The sequence below is a fragment of the Rhizobium sp. BK112 genome, from assembly GCF_014193215.1.
Taxonomy (GTDB): domain Bacteria; phylum Pseudomonadota; class Alphaproteobacteria; order Rhizobiales; family Rhizobiaceae; genus Rhizobium; species Rhizobium anhuiense.
This window is the reverse complement of the sequence record NZ_JACHYZ010000001.1, coordinates 760918-777014: the sequence shown is the minus strand read 5'-3', so window position 1 is coordinate 777014 and position 16097 is coordinate 760918. Positions and strand designations below refer to the sequence as shown.

The following is a 16097-nucleotide window of genomic DNA, read 5'->3' as shown; positions in this document are numbered from 1 at the left end:
TAAACTACGAGAGAGCATTTCCGTTTTGTTTCAGTACGGAGATGCTCTTTTTTTCTCATGAAACACTACGCCGTGGCGATGCCTCAAGCCGCCTTCTCAGCCACCGCCTCGCGCATCGCCTGCGGCCTTCCGAGCAGGTAACCCTGCGCCTCGTCGCATTGCTCTTCGAAAAGCGTATCGAGCTGCGCCTGCGTCTCCACGCCTTCGGCGAGCACCGGAACCTCCAGGCTGCGGCCGAGCGCCAGGATGGCCCGGACAATCGCCTTGGATTGCGCGTTGCTCTCGACCTCGGCCATGAAGCTCTTGTCAAGCTTGATCTTGTCGAAGGGGAAGGCGCGCAGCGTCTCCAGCGACGAGTAGCCGGTGCCGAAATCGTCGATCGCGATCGAGACGCCGAGCGCCTTGATCTCCCGCATGGTGCGCAGGGCCTTGTCCTTGTCGATGATGATAGAGCTTTCGGTGATCTCGATTTCGAGGCGTCGCGGATCGAGGCCGGTCTCCAGGAGGATGCTGGCGATGACGGCCGCCATGTCGGCATGGCCGAGCTGGATCGGCGAGAGGTTGACGGCGATCTTGTGGCCGCTGCTCCAGCCCGCGGCCTCGCGGCAGGCTTCCCGCAACACCCATTCGCCGATCGGCAGGATCGCGCCGCATTCCTCGGCAAGGCCAATGAAATCCATGGGCGGGATGTTGCCGCGTTCGTGATGGCGCCAGCGCAGCAGCACTTCATAGCCGGTGATCTCTCCCGTCCGCACCGATTTCTGCACCTGATAATGCAGATGAAGTTCGTTGCGGTCGATGCAGGCCCAGAGATCGTTGGCGAGCGCGCGACGGCGGCGCGCGGTCTCGTCCATGGCAGCCTCGTAGAAGCAGACTTTCTGCAGCAGCGATTGCTTGGCCCGGTACATGGCTAGGTCGGCATTGGCGAGAAGCCCGTCCACGCTCTCCGCATCGCCGGGATAGATGGCGACGCCGAGGCTGGCGCCGGTCTTGATCTCGAAGCCGTCGACGGAAACCATTCCGGTCAGCGCGCCTTCCAGGCGGCCGATGAAATCGTGGAGCGCGCTCAGATCGTCGAAGCGCTTGGTTGCGGCGAACTCGTCGCCGCCGAAGCGGGCGATGAATTCGCCCTCCTGCTGTGCCTCGCCGAGACGGCGCGTCAATTCGACAAGCACCAAGTCGCCGGTGCCGTGCCCATGCTGGTCGTTGACCTCCTTGAACTTGTCGAGATCGATACCGATGACCGCAACCCTGCCCCTCATCCGGTCGGCGACCATCATTTCCTCGGAGACGCACTCGCCGAACTCCAGCCGGTTCGGCAGGCCCGTCAGCGCGTCGTGCTTGGCCAGGAAGGCGACCTGCTCCTCGGATTTCACGCGATCGCTGATATCCTCGAAGGTCACGACCCAGCCGCCGTTTGGCAGGATGTTGACATTCTGCTGGATAGAGATGCCGCTTGGATATTTGTGAACCGCACTGCCGGCCCCGCCCCGGATCAGCGCCATGTTCCTGATGTAATGGGCCTCGGCCCGCGCCGCCGCTTCCGCCGGGGTCTCGGCGTGGGCGGCATAGCCGACCTCGACGATCTCCCTGTAGTACATTCCCGGACGCACCGACCCTTCGGGAAATTTGAAGATTTCGAGATAGCGCTTGTTGCACAGCACCAGGCGCTCATCCGCGGCGAACATGCAGATGCCCTGCCCCATGTTTTCGAGCGCGACATCGAGATTGCGGCTGACCTCCTCGATCCGGTCGGCATCCGCCTTCTGCTTGCTGTTGTCCTTGGTGATCTTCGCATAGCCGATCAGCGCTCCGGTCTCGTCGTAGATCGGGTCGATGACGACATAGGCCCAGAAGGAGGAGCCGTCCTTGCGATAGCGCCAGCCCTGCGCCTCGAACTTGCCCTCGGTGCGGGCGGTCGCGAGCGCCCGCTGCGGCAGGCCGTTCCGGCGATCTTCCGCCGAATAGAACAGCGAGAAATCCTTGCCGACGATCTCCTCGGCGCGATAGCCCTTGGCGCGCTCGGCCCCGGCATTCCAGTTGCTGACCTTGCCGTCGGGATCGAGCATATAGATGGCGTAGTCGGTGACGCCCTGCACCAGCAGCTTGAAATTGCGCTCCGCCTTGGCGGTCTTGGCCTCCGAGCGCACGGCGAAAATGGCCGCCGCAAAACCCGCCGCCAGCAGCGAAAAGGTGACGGCGGCGATCGTCACCACCATGATCGCGGGCGAAAGCAGCGTCGCGGGATCGAGCGCCACAATGCCAGGCGTGACGGTGACACCCGCCATCGCGGTGAAATGCAGCGCGACGACACCTGATGTCAACAAAAGCGTCGGCGCGAGCCCGCCGAGAAGCGACCGCTCGTCCCTGACCGCAAACCGAAAGGCCGCGACCGAAAAGACGATGCCGAGGGTGGACGAGGCCGTCACGAACCCGCTATCCCATGAGATCGCTCCCGGGAATTCGATGGCGAGCATTCCAGAAAAATGCATCGACCCGATGCCGGCGCCGAAGAGCACGCCCGCCAGAATATTCGCCGTCCACCTGGTATAGGCGATCTTGGCCGCGATCGCGCCCGTCGTCGCGACGATCGCGACCAGCAGTGAAACCAGCGTCAAGCCGGCATGATAGCCGACGACGACACCTGGATCATAGGCCAGCATCGCAACGAAATGCGTCGCCCAGATCCCGAAACCCCCAGCCGCCCCCGCCGTCCCGATCCACACCCACCGGGCAGCGCCATCGGAAGACATCGCCCGATCGAGCAGAACCATCGCGCAAAGGCTGGCAAGAAAGCAGATCAAACCCGCGAGACCGACCAGCGTGAGATTATGCTGCTCGGTGACGCACGTCAGAACGGTGAACATGGAAAAGGACCCTCGATTTGAGGGGTTACGCTATGGGGCGGGCGTTTAAGGAAGGTTGAAGTGGAGGGGGCAGCTGGCGGAAAAGACGGGTGTTTGGGCGGGTTGGAGGTGGGGTTGTGGCATTAGGGTTTATCGCGGGTGTCTTGGCATGGTGAATGGATTTTCGACTGGCGCGGAGGGCGAGGCCCCGCGAAATTGGTCTTGCCCTGCCCCACCACGACCGGGTGCAGGTAGATGATATTCGTCGATCAGGCCAAGTTCGGTCAGGTTGTGGGCAAGGTCCGGGCCGGCGACTTCGATCTCCCCAATTTCACCCAAGCACCATGGTAGCGGACTTGGATGAGTTGGAATCTGGGATGTCGATCTTGCTAAGAAGTTTGTCGCTACTGGTTGGAATAATATTGGCGGCACCAGCCTTTGGCAATTGCTTAACCGCCAATCAGACCAAACAGGGCGTACTGCTAACCAGAGAAGTGCCTTTCCTTTCCGTATTCTACAAGCCGAACGGTCCAGGTCTCACCGAACAAAAGCTGGTGGAGCGTAACCGTTCACTGCAGCCGGTGTCGGCCGTATATTTACACCCCCTGCTCGTCGAAAAGAGAGTTGGTCCCAATGGGACGCATGAGCTGAAATACGCGAATGCGGTTGCGTTGGACGATCTACCACAGAAGAAGAACTGGCAATCCGACACTACGCTTTTCATCAATGGCAAAAAATCCGTTTCGGGCACTACTTTTATTAGGTTCGACGGCTTGGGAGAGGAAACGATTGCATCTTGCTCCTACAAAGTTTGGGCCACCAACAGCCGTCTGGAACTGACGGGATTGCCTCCGATTATTTTCGAACAATACTATTCCCCCGAGCTTCATCTCGTTCTTCGTTCAGTAAGGCTGGGCCCCTCCAACCAGCCGTTGAGCGAGGTTCGATTTGATCGGTTCCAAATTGGCTGGGGCAACTGATTGATCGTGAGGTAAAGCTGCCAAAACCCCGCACGCCTGGGTTGAGGTGATGACGAAACACTGGAAACTTCAGGGCTGAAGTGAGTACCAGGCGGAGCATCAGCAAGATCAAGAACCATATCCTGACGAATGGGTAGCTATCCAACGTGCCTTTATAGATAGCCTGTAATTTTGCGGATTGACCACGATCGATGGTCAGTTGCCTTAGTTTTCAAGGCAACTGGTCTTTCGAACGAGATTCTGCACTTGTGCCCAGGTGCGGTCAGGTACACCGCCTGTTGAACACGCGCGGTCCACTTTCCCTCACCGCCATTCAATATGCCGCAACCTCACCCCTCCAACTCCACAATCGCACACCCATACCCCTCAAGCTCCAGCGCCCCCGTCACCCTCTTCTCCCCATCCAGCAAATCCCGCCCGGCCGGCACGCCACCGACCGTCACAGCCTGATCCGTATAATTCTGCACAAACAGCAGCCGCCGCTCGTCATTCATCCGCATCGTCACCTCCACGCCCTCGGGCAGCCCACCGACCAGCGGTTCGATGCCGGCGGGTGCGAACAAGCGTTCGGTCAGCGCCTCGGTCAGGTCGGGCGTGAGATAGGTGCCGAGATAGACGACCTGCCCCTTGCCGAGTTTGCGGGAGGTCGCCATCGGCTGGCCCTCGGCATAGCGGTTGGACCAGGCGGCGATCACCTCGACGTCGGGGTCGATGGCGAGGTTTTCGTAGAAATGGCCGGCCGCCATTTCGCGGTTGCCGATCTTGAAGCGGCGCTGGCGGCGGTTGCTTTCGGCCGGCTTGTTCGGCGGAATGACGAGGCCGCCGGAGCGTTCCATCACGTCGAAGAGCCCGTTGGCGCCGGGGGCGGCGAGACGGCCGAAATCTTCCACGCGCACGCCGGTCAGCTTCGAAAGCGCGGTCCCGGGCGCGGTCTCGCGGATGACGTGATTGTCCTCGTTGCGGGTGCCGGTGCGCGCGCCGATGACGACAGTGCCGCCTGCTTCAGCGAAGGCTTCGAGCTTGCCCGTCCATTCGTCCTTCCACATCACCCAGTGGGGGACATAGAAGAGCTTCAGCTTGGAAAGATCGTCCTCGGGATGGATGAAGCCGCAGGCGATGCCCCTGTCATAGCAGTGCTGATGCAGCAGGATCGCATCGTCCTGCGGGCTCGGCAGGCCGATCGGATAGGTCTTGTGGGCCTCCTGATTGTCGAAATCGGAGCCGGCGATGCCGACATCCATGCGCACATAGGTGCCGAGGATCTTGGGCGCCAGCGCGGTCATCTCGGTCGCGAAGCGCTTGGCCTCCTCATAGCGATGGCGGCCGATATCGTCATGGTCGATGATGCCCATCCAGTAGATCTCGGCGCCGAAATGGGCGGGCCGCCAGCGGAAGAACATTAGGCCATCGGCGCCATGGGCAACCGAGGAGAGCGCCATGCGGCGAAGCTCGCCCGGCTCCGGCGTCAGCGTGCAGAAGCCCGGCTGGCTGCCGAAACCCGACTGCTGCTCGGGCACGATGTAATTGCCGGAGAAGCCTCGGCAGATATCGAGGTGCAGCGCCTGAACCTTGGCGTGATTGCCGAGCCGCTGGAACTCGTCATAGAGCATCGGATAGATGTCGTAGCCGACGAAATCGAGATCGGTCGAGAACTGGCCGCGAAAGTCGATATCCCGCAAGCCGCCGAGATTGTGGAAGACGAACCAGGAGGGTTTGACGGCACGCAGGATCTCCACCTGGTCATGCTGGAAGCGCGCCGTCGAGAAGGCGAGGAAGCGGTGATAATCCTGCAGGTGGCCAGGGCTCGGGAAGGTCGGGCCGAACTCGATCGGCAGCACCACCTGGTCGAAACTGTCATAGGCCGTCGCCCAGAAATCACCGCCCCAGGCCGTATTGAGCTTGGCAATCTCGCCATATTTGCCGGCAAGGAAGGCCTGGAATTCGGTGAGCGTCGCTTGGGAAAAGCTCTCCGGCATGCTGGTGTTCAGCTCGTTATCGGTCTGCCAGCCGACAACAAAGGGATTGTCGCGATAGTGCTCGGCCATCGCCCTGGTGATGCGCTTGCTGTGTTCGCGGAAAACCGGGCTTGCCGTGTCGCAGTGCTGGCGCGAGCCATGGCTCATCGGCCGGCCCTTGCCGTCGACCCTTAGAATTTCAGGGTGTGCCGCCGTCAGCCAGCGCGGAGGGGTCGCCGTCGGCGTGCACATGATCGTGTCGATGCCGTAGCGCCCGAGCATTGATATGGCGCGGTCGAAGAGATCGAAATTGTATGTGCCGAGCTTCGGCTCGAGAATGTGCCAGGCGAATTCGGCCATTCTGACCACGTTGAAGCCGGCTTTCGCCATGCGCTCGGCGTCGCGTTCCCAATAACTTTCGTCGACATGCTCGGGATAGTGCGGCGCACCGACGAGGAAGCGGTCGGTCTTGACGGGGTTCCATGCGGAGAGGGTCTTGTCGGACACGGTGGGTTTCCTGTGATTATCTGTCGAGGATGGTTTTGCGGGCGCTGATCGTGCGTCCGCCGTCGGGCGAGAAAAGATAGAGTTCGCTGGCGTCGAGCTTCAGCGCGACGTTCTGGTCGGCGGCAAAAGGTGCGACATAGCTGAGCTGCACCGTGATGTTGCCGGTGCCGCTCTCCGAGGCGACGGTCCTGAGATTGCCGGCGTCGATATAGAGAATGGTCTCGCGGCCGAGATGCTCTACGAGCCGGACCTGACCGTTGATTGCCCCGCCTTGGCTGCCGTCGGCGACCACCGAGATGTTCTCCGGCCGCACACCCAGCGTCAGGCTGGCGCCTTTCGCCAGCGCTGTCGCCTCCGCCAGTTCCACCGTCACCGGCACAAGGCCGGACGCCGAAACCGTGATATTGCGGCCGGACACCTCGTCGACGGTGACACCGAGGAAATTCATTCTGGGCGCGCCGAGGAAGCCCGCGACAAAGAGGTTGTCGGGGTTGCGGTAGAGCTGCAGCGGCGAGCCGACCTGCTCGATCACCCCCTGGTTCAAGACGACGATCCGGCTTGCCATGGTCATGGCCTCCACTTGGTCGTGGGTGACATAGACCATGGTGGCGCCGAGTTCCGCATGCAGGCTGCTGAGCTCGACACGCATCTGGGTTCTGAGCGCCGCATCGAGGTTCGACAGCGGTTCGTCGAACAGGAAGACGTCGGGGGAGCGAGTGATCGCCCGGCCGATCGCTACGCGCTGCCGCTGTCCGCCGGAAAGCTGCTTCGGCCGCTTCTCCAGCTGGTCGGTGATCCTCAGGATCTGGGCGGCGCGTGCCACCGCCGCCTCGATCTCGGCCTTCGGCCGTTTGGCCATGCGCAGGCCGAAGCCCATGTTCTCCGCTACCGTCATGTGCGGATAGAGCGCGTAGGACTGGAAGACCATGGCGATGCCGCGGTCGCCCGGTTCCTGCTTGGTGACGTCGCGGCCGTTGATCAGGATCTGGCCGGAGGAAATCGCCTCCAGGCCGGCGATCGATTTCAAAAGCGTGGATTTGCCGCAGCCGGAGGGGCCGACCATGACGATGAACTCGCCTTGCGCGACGGAAAGATCGATGCCGCGCAACGCATGATAAGCGCCGTAATTCTTGTTGATCTCACGGAGTTCGAGACTGGTCATGCGTCCTGGCTCTCTGCTGTTGAAACTGGAAAATCGAGGTGCTGGATCATCCCTTCACCGCTCCCATGGTCAGGCCGGCGATGAAGTGCCGCTGCATCAGGAAGAACATGATGACCGGCGGCACGGCGACGACGATCGTGCCGGCCGAAATCAGGTTCCAGGCCGAGACCCATTCGCCACGCAGATTGGCAAGGCCTGCCGTGACCGGCTTGACGCTGTCGCTGACGGTCAGCACCACGGCCCAGAAATAGTCGTTCCAGATGAAGGTGAAGATCAGGATGGCAAGCGCTGCCAGTGCCGGCCGCACCAGCGGGATCGCCACGTGCACGAGCGTCTGGAAGGGAGAGGCGCCTTCGGCGCGGGCCGCCTGGAACAGTTCGTCGGGAAGTGCCGCGATGAAATTGCGCATGAAGAGTGTCGCAAAGCCTGTCTGGAAGGCGACGTGGAAGATGATCAGCGCCGCGGTCGTGTCGATCAGATCGAGCTGCACCATCAGGTCGCGCACCGGGATCATCATGATCTGATGCGGCAGGAAATTGCCGCCGACGAACAGCGCAAAGATCAGCATGTTGCCGGGAAAGCGGTACCGCGACAGCACGTAGCCGGCGAGCGTGCTGAGCGCCAGCACGCCGATCACCGAGGGAACGGTGATGATCAGGCTGTTGAGGAAGTAGCGGGCCATCGGCGTCTGCGTGAAGACATCAGTATAATTGTCGATCACGCCGATGCCGGTCGGCCATCCCCACAGATTGCCGCCCATGACATCCTCGGTCGTGCGGAAGGAGGTCAGGATGATCGCAAACAGCGGGCAGAGCCAGAGCAGCAGCACGATGACGACGGCGATCACATAAAGGCGTCGCTGCCAGACGGCGGCTTCGGGAATAGGACGAGGATACATCAGCCTCCCCTTTCTTCGGTGCGGATGATGCGGCTGAGGTACCAGGCGATGAAGGCGGCCATGATCACGAAGAGCACGGAGGCGATCGCGGCGCCGTAGCCGAAACGATAGGAGAAGATCGACTGCTCGAACATCTGGTAGGCGAGAACCGACGACGAGCCGAACGGACCACCGTTTGTCATCACCGACACCATGTCGAAGGATCTGAGCGCGCCGACGACGGTGACGGCAATGGCGATGAAGGTGACCTGGGTCAGTTGCGGCAGCACGATGTGCCACAGCATGTTCCAGCCCCTCGCCCCGTCGACACGGCCGGCCCCGATCAGCTCTTCGCTGAGATTGTTGAGACCTGCGAGATAAAGCACCATGCAGAAGGTGATCTGCGGCCAGAGTGCTGCAATCACGATGGCGAAGGTGACGAAATGCTCGTCGGAGAGAACCGCCGGCGCCGTCGCTCCAAAGGCCTTGAAGATCAGCGCGAGCAGCCCGAATTCCGGCGTATAGACCCAGGTGAAGACGACGCCGACGGTGACCGAGGCGAGCACCAGCGGGATGAAGAACAGCGATTTCAGAAAGCGCATGCCGCGGATTTTCTGATTGACCAGCAGCGCGATGGCGAGGCCGAGCGGCGGTGCCGCCATGAACATGACAAGCCAGATCAGGTTGTTCTTCAGCGACACGTAGAATTGCGGATCGTCGTAGAGCTCGACGTAATTGCCAAAGCCGATCCACACCATCGGGCCGAAGCCGTCCCAGTCGTGCAGGCTGATCCAAAGGCTCCGGACGGCCGACAGCAGGATGACGGTGAAAAACAGCAATATCGCCGGCGCGATGAGCAAGGTCGGGGTAAGCCACCAACGCTGGCGGCGCCATAATGTCTGCATTTCAGGAGCCTCGTTTACGACAAAAGCAAGCGGCGAACTGCCCCTCATCGGGCTGCGCTGGTCGGGCTGCCCCTCATCCGGCTGCCGCCACCGACCGGGGTCGAGCCACGGGTCTCGACCCGTCCTTCGGACCCACGCTCGCGGGGCGAAGAGACGAAGCCGCAACCTCTCCGCCCGCACACGTCTCGCAGGGCACGTCCCCCTCCCCGTCAAAACGGGGAGAGGGTGAGGGGCAACCATGAACGCCAGGACGAGCGGCCGACGTCAGATCTTGTAAATCCGCTTACGCGTGCCCTCGAGGCGCGTCAGGATCGCCTTGCGCCGTTCGGGTTTGGCCATGAATTCCTGGAAGCCGACGAGGCCGGCCTGCGCCATGTCGGGGTCGCTGTCGCGGTCGTAATATTGCGACGTGCCCTCTACCGTTTTCATCGTCTCGACGGCAATGTTGACCAGCGGGTCCTTGCTGGGCGGCAGGTCGTGGCGCGGCGGCACGTTGCCGCCCGGCTCCAGATAGGCCGCCAGATTCTCAGGCTTGTAGAAATAGGCGAGGAATTCGCGCGCGCCCTGCTTGTTCTTGGCCTTCGCCGGAATATGGATCGAATTGACCGAAAACTCTTCGAAGTGGCCGACCTTGGCGTCGAGCACCGGGAAGGTCGCATAGGAGAGCTGCGGCAGATCGTCGGCGGTGAAGGCCGAGCGCAGGAAGGCGCCCAAGTTCATCATGCCGGCCTTCTTCTGCGCCAGCAGCGCCGCGGCCTCCTGCCAGCCGAAGGACGTGTGGTTGGCCGTGAAGAAGTCCTTTGATATCATCGCTTCCCACTGGTCGAACACGGCCGTCAGCGACGGATCGAGATAGCTCATCTCGCCATTCATCAGCGCCATGTGCTTGTCGAGGCCGTTGATGCGCAGGTTCATCTGATCGAACCAGCCGGCAGCCGGCCACAATTCCTTGGTGCCGATCGCAACCGGCGTAATGCCCACCGCCTTGCACTTGTCGCCATAGGCCATGAATTCCTCGGCGGTCTTCGGCACGGTCAGCCCATGCTGCTCGAACACATCCTTCCGATAGAACATGCCCCAGAGCGTGCCGCCTGTGGGAAGGCCGTACTGCTTGCCGTCTTCGGTAACGGCCCCCGCCGTCGCGCCGAGCACGCCCTTGTACTTCTCTTTCTCGAAAAGATCGGAGATGTCGTCGAACAGGCCGCGCTTGACGAAGGCGCGCATGCGGTTGCCCGAAAACCAGGAGCAGACATCAGGCGCGCCGGCGACGAGATAGTTGCGGATGGCCGTTTTGTGGGCCTCGTGATCCATATTGTTGATGACGACGTTGACGCCGGCTTCCTTGCTGAAGCCCGCGGCGATTGCCTTCAGCGCATCGAGCGCGGCCCCATTGTTTTCGGCCGAGATCATCGTGACCTCTTGGGCCTGCGCGATCGCGGGAATTGGAAAACTGCCGGTGACCGCAGCGGCAGACACGATGCCCGCACCCTTCAGGAAGCTCCTGCGGGTGGCTGACGGAAATTGCTTCGAAAATGCCATTGAATTCCTCCCAGTTGATCGATCGACATCTCCCGACCGCCGCCTCCTCCATGAAACGACCGACCAGGCTTTCAACGCTGCGATCCACCCCGATTCCAGCGATAATCCGCCTGGCTGAGTTGATCCGCGGCCGAACTTATGCATAGATCTTGGCAGCCCGCAATAATTAATTTACAAAATTAAGGAATGCAAAGTGAAGCTCAAAGGCGACCAGACCACGGCGAGAGCCATGAACCGACGCCTCATCCTCAACCTCCTCAGGCGCGAGGGACCGAGGAGTCGCGCCGACATCGCCACCGTCATCGGCTTGAGCCCGGCGGCCGTGACCTTCGTTGTTTCAGACCTGCTGGAGGAAGGCATCGTCGTCGAAGGCAAGACCGTGCCCGGCCTCACCGGCCGCCGACCGATCCCCGTGGATATCAACTACGAACACGCGCTTGCCGTCGGCTTCAAGCTGATGGTGGATTCGGTGGAATGCGTGGCGACCGACCTCGCCACCAACCCCATCGCCGCCATGCGGGTAAACCTCGACGGCCATGAGCCCGAGAAGGTCGCCGACCTGTTGGCGGGTACCGTGCCGGAACTGGTGAAGCTCGCCGGCCGTCCCAACGCCAAGCTCGCCGGCATCGGCATCTCCATGCCGGGCGTCTTCAACCACGAACAGACCGCCTGCGTGCGCAGCCACCGCTTCAGCTGGGACAACGTCCCCCTCGCCTCGCTGGTCGCAAACCGCGTGCATGTCCCGGTCTGGCTGGAAGACGATACCAACGCCTATGCCATCGCCCAGCAACTCTTCGGGCTCGGCCGCCAACATCGCAACATGGCTGTCCTCGCCGTCGGCGTCGGCATCAGCTGCGCGCTCGTCATCGACGGCAAGCTCTATCGCGGCGCAAATGGAGCGGCCGGCAAGTTCGGCCATACCCTCTTCGAAGAGAACGGCCGGCTCTGCGAATGCGGCAAGCGCGGCTGCCTGATGGCCTATCACTCCGAAGCTTCGATGCTAAGGCGCTGGCGGGAAGCAACTGGCCGAGACGAGCTCGATCTGCCAGAACTCTGCAAGGCGCTCACATCAGGCGACCCCACCGCCCTCGCCCTCGTCGCCGATTCCGGCCGCGGCATCGGCACCGCCCTTGCCAATCTCGTCAATATCACCGATCCCGAAGTCATCGTCGCCGGCGGCGAAGCCGTCTCCCTCGGCGATCCTTTCCTGGTGCCGCTGCGCGAGGCGCTGGCCGCCCGAACCTTCAGGACCGCGCCACCGCTTTTGCCCGACTGGGAAGACAATTCCTGGGCAAGGGGTGCCGCCGCCCTGGTGACGCAGAAGATCTTCGACTTTGAATCGTCGGGTGGGGTGACTGATATTGCGACGCTGGGAGGGGTTAGGTTGAAAGCGCCGGGGTCTTCGTCGGCGGCTTGAGCGATGAGCTCATTGCTGCTGGCGGACGTGTGGTTTCGGCAGCTTGCGAGCACCGCGAAGGGATCACTGGGTGGGAAGTTCCCGTGGTCGGTTGCAATTCGCGCTCGCGCGATTAGTTTTTATACCGCGCCACGCTCCCTCGGTGGCAAAGAGAAATGACCGTGAGCAAGCCATGTGCCGAAATATAAAACCACTGTTCAATTTCGATCCGCCAGCGACGGACGAGGAGATTCATGATGCCGCGCTGCAGTTCGTACGCAAGCTGAGCGGAGCGACCAAGCCGTCGAAGCGCAACGAGGTTGCGTTCGAACGCGCGGTCGGTTCGATCGCTGCTTGCGCCCGCGAACTGCTCGATTCACTGGAGACGTCTCAACCGCCTCGCGACCGCGAGGAAGTAGCGGCGAAGGCGCGCGCGAGAACCGCGATCCGCTTCGCGTAAGAAAAATCCCGTCCTCGCAGGAGCGTAGGCCTGCAGATACACTGTCTTACAAAAATGGGGGTTTCCAGACACATCCCTGGTTCAATCATCGACTGAAATACCGATGCGGCCGATGAGCCGAAAATGGTCAATTCAGAAGGATGCAACGATGAAAATGATCCAGGCTATCGCACTCGCCCTTGTTCTCGGCGGCGCAGCAGCAGCACAGGCAGAACAGCCGCTGCAGCGCACTGATCTCATCAGGAACGATATTGACGTGCCCGGCCACGAGGCTATTCAGGTCCGCGTCGATTTTGCTCCCGGCGTTCTCGCCCCCAAGCACTCGCATCCCGGCGAAGAGATCGCATTCGTCATCGAAGGAACATTGGAATACCAGCTCGAAGGCGCAGAGCCGGTGACCCTGAAAGCCGGCCAATCCTTGTTCATTCCATCAGGCGTCGTTCACTCGGCGAAGAACATCGGCAGCGGCAAGGCGTCGGAATTGGCGACCTACGTCGTGCGCAAGGGAGAGACCCTCGTCGTGCCTGCGAAGTGAGACCACATCAGCATTGAACCGCCGGCACGTAAAGCGCTCACGCTCGGACCTTTGGTCCGAGCGCCCGCTAGGTGACGATCTCAGAACTCGTCCCACTGGCCGCTCGCCAGCGCCGCGTTGCCCTGTGTCTGATACGCCTTGGCGACCCTGGCCTTGAGTTCGCGCGCGGGAGACCCCGCATCCGTCGGCTTCGCCGGCGCCGGCCTTGGGGGAGCGGCAGATGCGGACCTCTTGCCGATATGGAATTGGCTGAGCATTTCCGCGATCCGTCCGATCTCCCGGACAAGAGCATGGCTTGCGGCCGTGGATTCCTCCACCATGGCGGCATTTTGCTGCGTGCCCTGATCCATGGCATTGACGGCCATGTTGATCTCGGCAAGCGCGGTCGCCTGTTCGCGCGCCGCCTCGACGATCGAGCCGATATGATGGTCGATCTCCTTGACCTCATCGACGATGACAGCCAGCGCTTCTCCCGTTTCCCCGACCAGCGAAACGCCTGTCTTGACCTGCTCGCCGGAGGTATTGATCAATTCCTTGATCTCTTTTGCCGCCTTGGCCGAACGCTGGGCCAGCTCGCGGACTTCCTGGGCGACGACGGCAAATCCCTTGCCGGCCTCACCGGCGCGCGCGGCCTCGACGCCGGCGTTCAGCGCCAGCAGGTTCGTCTGGAAAGCAATCTCGTCGATCACGCCGATGATGCTGGAAATCTCACGCGATGAACTGTCAATCGCGCCCATCGCGGTAACCGCCCGTTGGACGATCTGGCCGGATTTTTCCGCACCGGCGCGCGCCTTTGAAACCAGCTGCCCCGCCTCTTCCGCGCGCCTGCTGGAATCCTTGACGGTCGTGGTGATCTCTTCGAGCGCAGCCGCAGTCTCCTCGATGGAAGCGGCCTGTTGCTCGGTGCGCTTGGCAAGCGCGTCGGCGGCGGAGCGAATCTCCTGCGATCCGGCATGGATCTGCGACGCGGCGGAATCGATCTCGCTGATCGTGCTCGTCAATTGATCCAGCGCGTGGTTGAAATCGTCACGCAGTTGGTGATAGGCGGCGGGCAGGTCATCGGTGATGCGATAGCTGACATCCTTGGCGACGATGGCGGACATCGCCTTGCCGAAACAGTCACTCACAAGCTTCTGCTCGCTCGCAATCGCTTCCGCCTGAGCCTTCTGCTTGGCGATTTCCGCTTCGTCGATATAGACCGAAATGGCCAGATCCATATCGAGCATCACGGCCTTGACCAGACTTGCCAACGCCTTTGCGAAGTCCGCCGGCTTCATGGTTTTCTTGGAAAACATTCCGCCTTTTGGAAACATCTCCTCGACAGCGCTCTTGATCAGGTGGTCGACAAGGATGGCGTAGCCGCCGATATACCATCTGGGTTCCAAGCCGATACGCGCGTGAACGGTGCCGATGGTACGGACCTTGGCGACGTAGTCCTCATTGAAGTTGCCATCGGATATATTCGCCCAATGCCCCACCTGGGCGCCCTTGGCTCTGGCAATATGCTCATCCGACGAAAAGAAGCGCTTGACCTCGGGGCTGTTGCGCAACTGCGCATAGAATTTGTCGAGACCATGCGGCAATTCCCGCTCGATCAGCGCTTTCAGCGAACGGATCCCGGCACGCCCTTGCTGGTCGAGCCCCATGAATTCGAGGCGACGTTCGATATTCCGGTTTTGCGACCCGGCATCGACCTGTCCGGGTGTCGGGTGCCCATGAGCCTGATGACCAGTGGGGGCATGGGAATAGTTCGACATTGGCACCTCTTAGAGACAGAACTTCGGTAACCGATGTGGCGCGGGAATCCGTCTCCGAAACCCGTATTCATAGCAGCTTGTCGTGCAGACCCCGCCCATCGGACAACCGCGAATTGACGGCCGGCATGGTTTGCAAAGAGTAAATTCCCTTGATAAAACACAATTATTCAACGCCCTTTGGATACACGCGCGGATTTTGGATGTTCTTGCGCAAAGCCGGCATTATCGAGAGGAACGGGGACCGACGGTCCGCACAGACTGTGGATGCCAAGCCTTTCAATGATACCCGTTCGCCTCGGCCAGCCGCAGCAGCGCGTCATTTTCGTCTGCGACGCCTTCCGTCAGGCGGGCAGCGGCAATCACGGGAAGCCAGGCCAGGATGGCACCGACCTCCACCTCGGCCACGGTGGACGAAAACAGGTGAGCGAAATTGTCGAAACACGCATAGGACGAACGGATCGCTGATGCCTGTTATCGAGAACTTGTCGGGCCACGACGGAGGGTATTCAGTCCGAAGCTCCAACTACGAGGGGAACGTCGGCCATGAAGACCGCCATCATATTCGACTGTGAATTTCTTTGCCTCGAAGGCTCGCAGCGCAGATTTTGGTGCGCGGCCCACGATCCCGATCCTGTCATTGCGCAGATCGGAGCCGTCAAGCTCGGACTCGAAGGCGAGTTTCCGATCCTTGGCACGTACAAGTCCTACGTCCGGCCCGTCGACCGCTTCGGCAAGCGGTATCCGCTCGATCCATACTTCACCCATCTGACCGGCATCACCGAAGAGGATATCGACGCCCATGGCGTGGCGCTGGAGGATGCGCTTTCCGGTGTCGACAGCTTCTCGGGCGGCGCCCGGTTCTGGTCCTGGGGTAAGGATGAGATGAACATGGTGGCCATCAGCTGCTATGTCGCAGGCATCCAGCCTTCCATCCCGGCCCGCCGGTTCGACAACGCCGTCAAGCTTCTCATCGCAGCGGGCATGCCGATCGAGGATTTGGCAAAGACGCCCAGCAACAAGCTGGCCGACTACTACAACGTCGACCATCCTGCCTTGCAGGCGCATGACGGGCTCGACGACGCTCTGTCGCTATCGTACACGCTGCAGCATCTGATGAAGATCCGGAAATTGCAGCCCGAGGTTTTCGATCGGCTCTGAAGGCACGAGACACCAAGGGC

General features: G+C 61.3%; 12 protein-coding genes and 1 pseudogene. 5 read left to right on the top strand and 8 right to left on the bottom strand.

The window, feature by feature from the left end:
• Positions 1-83 precede the first annotated feature (83 nt).
• Both FHT75_RS03695 and FHT75_RS03690 read right to left on the bottom strand, forming a co-directional pair.
• The gene (locus tag FHT75_RS03695; RefSeq protein WP_183844635.1) at positions 84-2867 is read right to left on the bottom strand and encodes an EAL domain-containing protein; all 2784 of its coding nucleotides are present in this window, start codon (positions 2865-2867) and stop codon (positions 84-86) included.
• Positions 2868-2989: 122 nt separating this feature from the next.
• A pseudogene (locus tag FHT75_RS03690) lies at positions 2990-3173 on the bottom strand (dihydrofolate reductase family protein); the annotation flags it as partial.
• 50 nt (positions 3174-3223) lie between these two features.
• Between FHT75_RS03690 and FHT75_RS03685 the strand changes: the two are divergent.
• Positions 3224-3826, top strand: coding sequence for a hypothetical protein (locus tag FHT75_RS03685; RefSeq protein ID WP_063475217.1), 603 nt, complete (start codon positions 3224-3226; stop codon positions 3824-3826).
• Between the two features lie 329 nt (positions 3827-4155).
• Here FHT75_RS03685 and FHT75_RS03680 read toward each other — a convergent pair whose 3' ends face one another.
• From FHT75_RS03680 to FHT75_RS03660, 5 genes are all read right to left on the bottom strand, one after another.
• Positions 4156-6288 (bottom strand): beta-galactosidase, encoded by a 2133-nt coding sequence (locus tag FHT75_RS03680; RefSeq protein ID WP_063475188.1) that lies wholly within the window; start codon positions 6286-6288, stop codon positions 4156-4158.
• Positions 6289-6304: 16 nt separating this feature from the next.
• Positions 6305-7450 carry an ABC transporter ATP-binding protein gene (locus tag FHT75_RS03675; protein ID WP_097622368.1) on the bottom strand — a complete coding sequence of 382 codons (1146 nt, stop codon included), beginning with the start codon at positions 7448-7450 and terminating at the stop codon, positions 6305-6307.
• Positions 7451-7496: 46 nt separating this feature from the next.
• Positions 7497-8348, bottom strand: a complete 852-nt coding sequence (locus tag FHT75_RS03670) for a carbohydrate ABC transporter permease (RefSeq protein ID WP_063475190.1) — start codon at positions 8346-8348, stop codon at positions 7497-7499.
• Positions 8348-9232 (bottom strand): carbohydrate ABC transporter permease, encoded by an 885-nt coding sequence (locus FHT75_RS03665; protein WP_028756796.1) that lies wholly within the window; start codon positions 9230-9232, stop codon positions 8348-8350. The genes FHT75_RS03670 and FHT75_RS03665 overlap by 1 nt, the downstream gene beginning before the upstream one ends.
• A 264-nt stretch (positions 9233-9496) precedes the next feature.
• Complete coding sequence (locus tag FHT75_RS03660; protein ID WP_063475191.1) at positions 9497-10771, bottom strand: ABC transporter substrate-binding protein; 1275 nt, start codon at positions 10769-10771, stop codon at positions 9497-9499.
• Positions 10772-10964: 193 nt separating this feature from the next.
• Between FHT75_RS03660 and FHT75_RS03655 the strand changes: the two genes are divergently transcribed.
• From FHT75_RS03655 to FHT75_RS03645, 3 genes are all read left to right on the top strand, one after another.
• Positions 10965-12188, top strand: a complete 1224-nt coding sequence (locus FHT75_RS03655; protein WP_028758222.1) for an ROK family transcriptional regulator — start codon at positions 10965-10967, stop codon at positions 12186-12188.
• 172 nt (positions 12189-12360) lie between these two features.
• A complete protein-coding gene (locus FHT75_RS03650; RefSeq protein WP_028756799.1) occupies positions 12361-12627 on the top strand; it encodes a DUF2277 domain-containing protein in 267 nt (88 codons plus the stop codon).
• Positions 12628-12775: 148 nt separating this feature from the next.
• Positions 12776-13162, top strand: coding sequence for a cupin domain-containing protein (locus tag FHT75_RS03645; protein WP_063475218.1), 387 nt, complete (start codon positions 12776-12778; stop codon positions 13160-13162).
• Between the two features lie 80 nt (positions 13163-13242).
• Here the strand turns inward: FHT75_RS03645 and FHT75_RS03640 are convergent, their stop codons facing one another.
• The gene (locus FHT75_RS03640; protein WP_082849724.1) at positions 13243-14919 is read right to left on the bottom strand and encodes a globin-coupled sensor protein; all 1677 of its coding nucleotides are present in this window, start codon (positions 14917-14919) and stop codon (positions 13243-13245) included.
• A 543-nt stretch (positions 14920-15462) separates the two neighbouring features.
• On the opposite strand from FHT75_RS03640, the gene FHT75_RS03630 reads away from it, so the two are divergent.
• On the top strand, positions 15463-16077 hold the full coding sequence (locus tag FHT75_RS03630) for a 3'-5' exonuclease (protein ID WP_028756802.1): 615 nt from the start codon (positions 15463-15465) through the stop codon (positions 16075-16077).
• Positions 16078-16097: the final 20 nt, after the last annotated feature.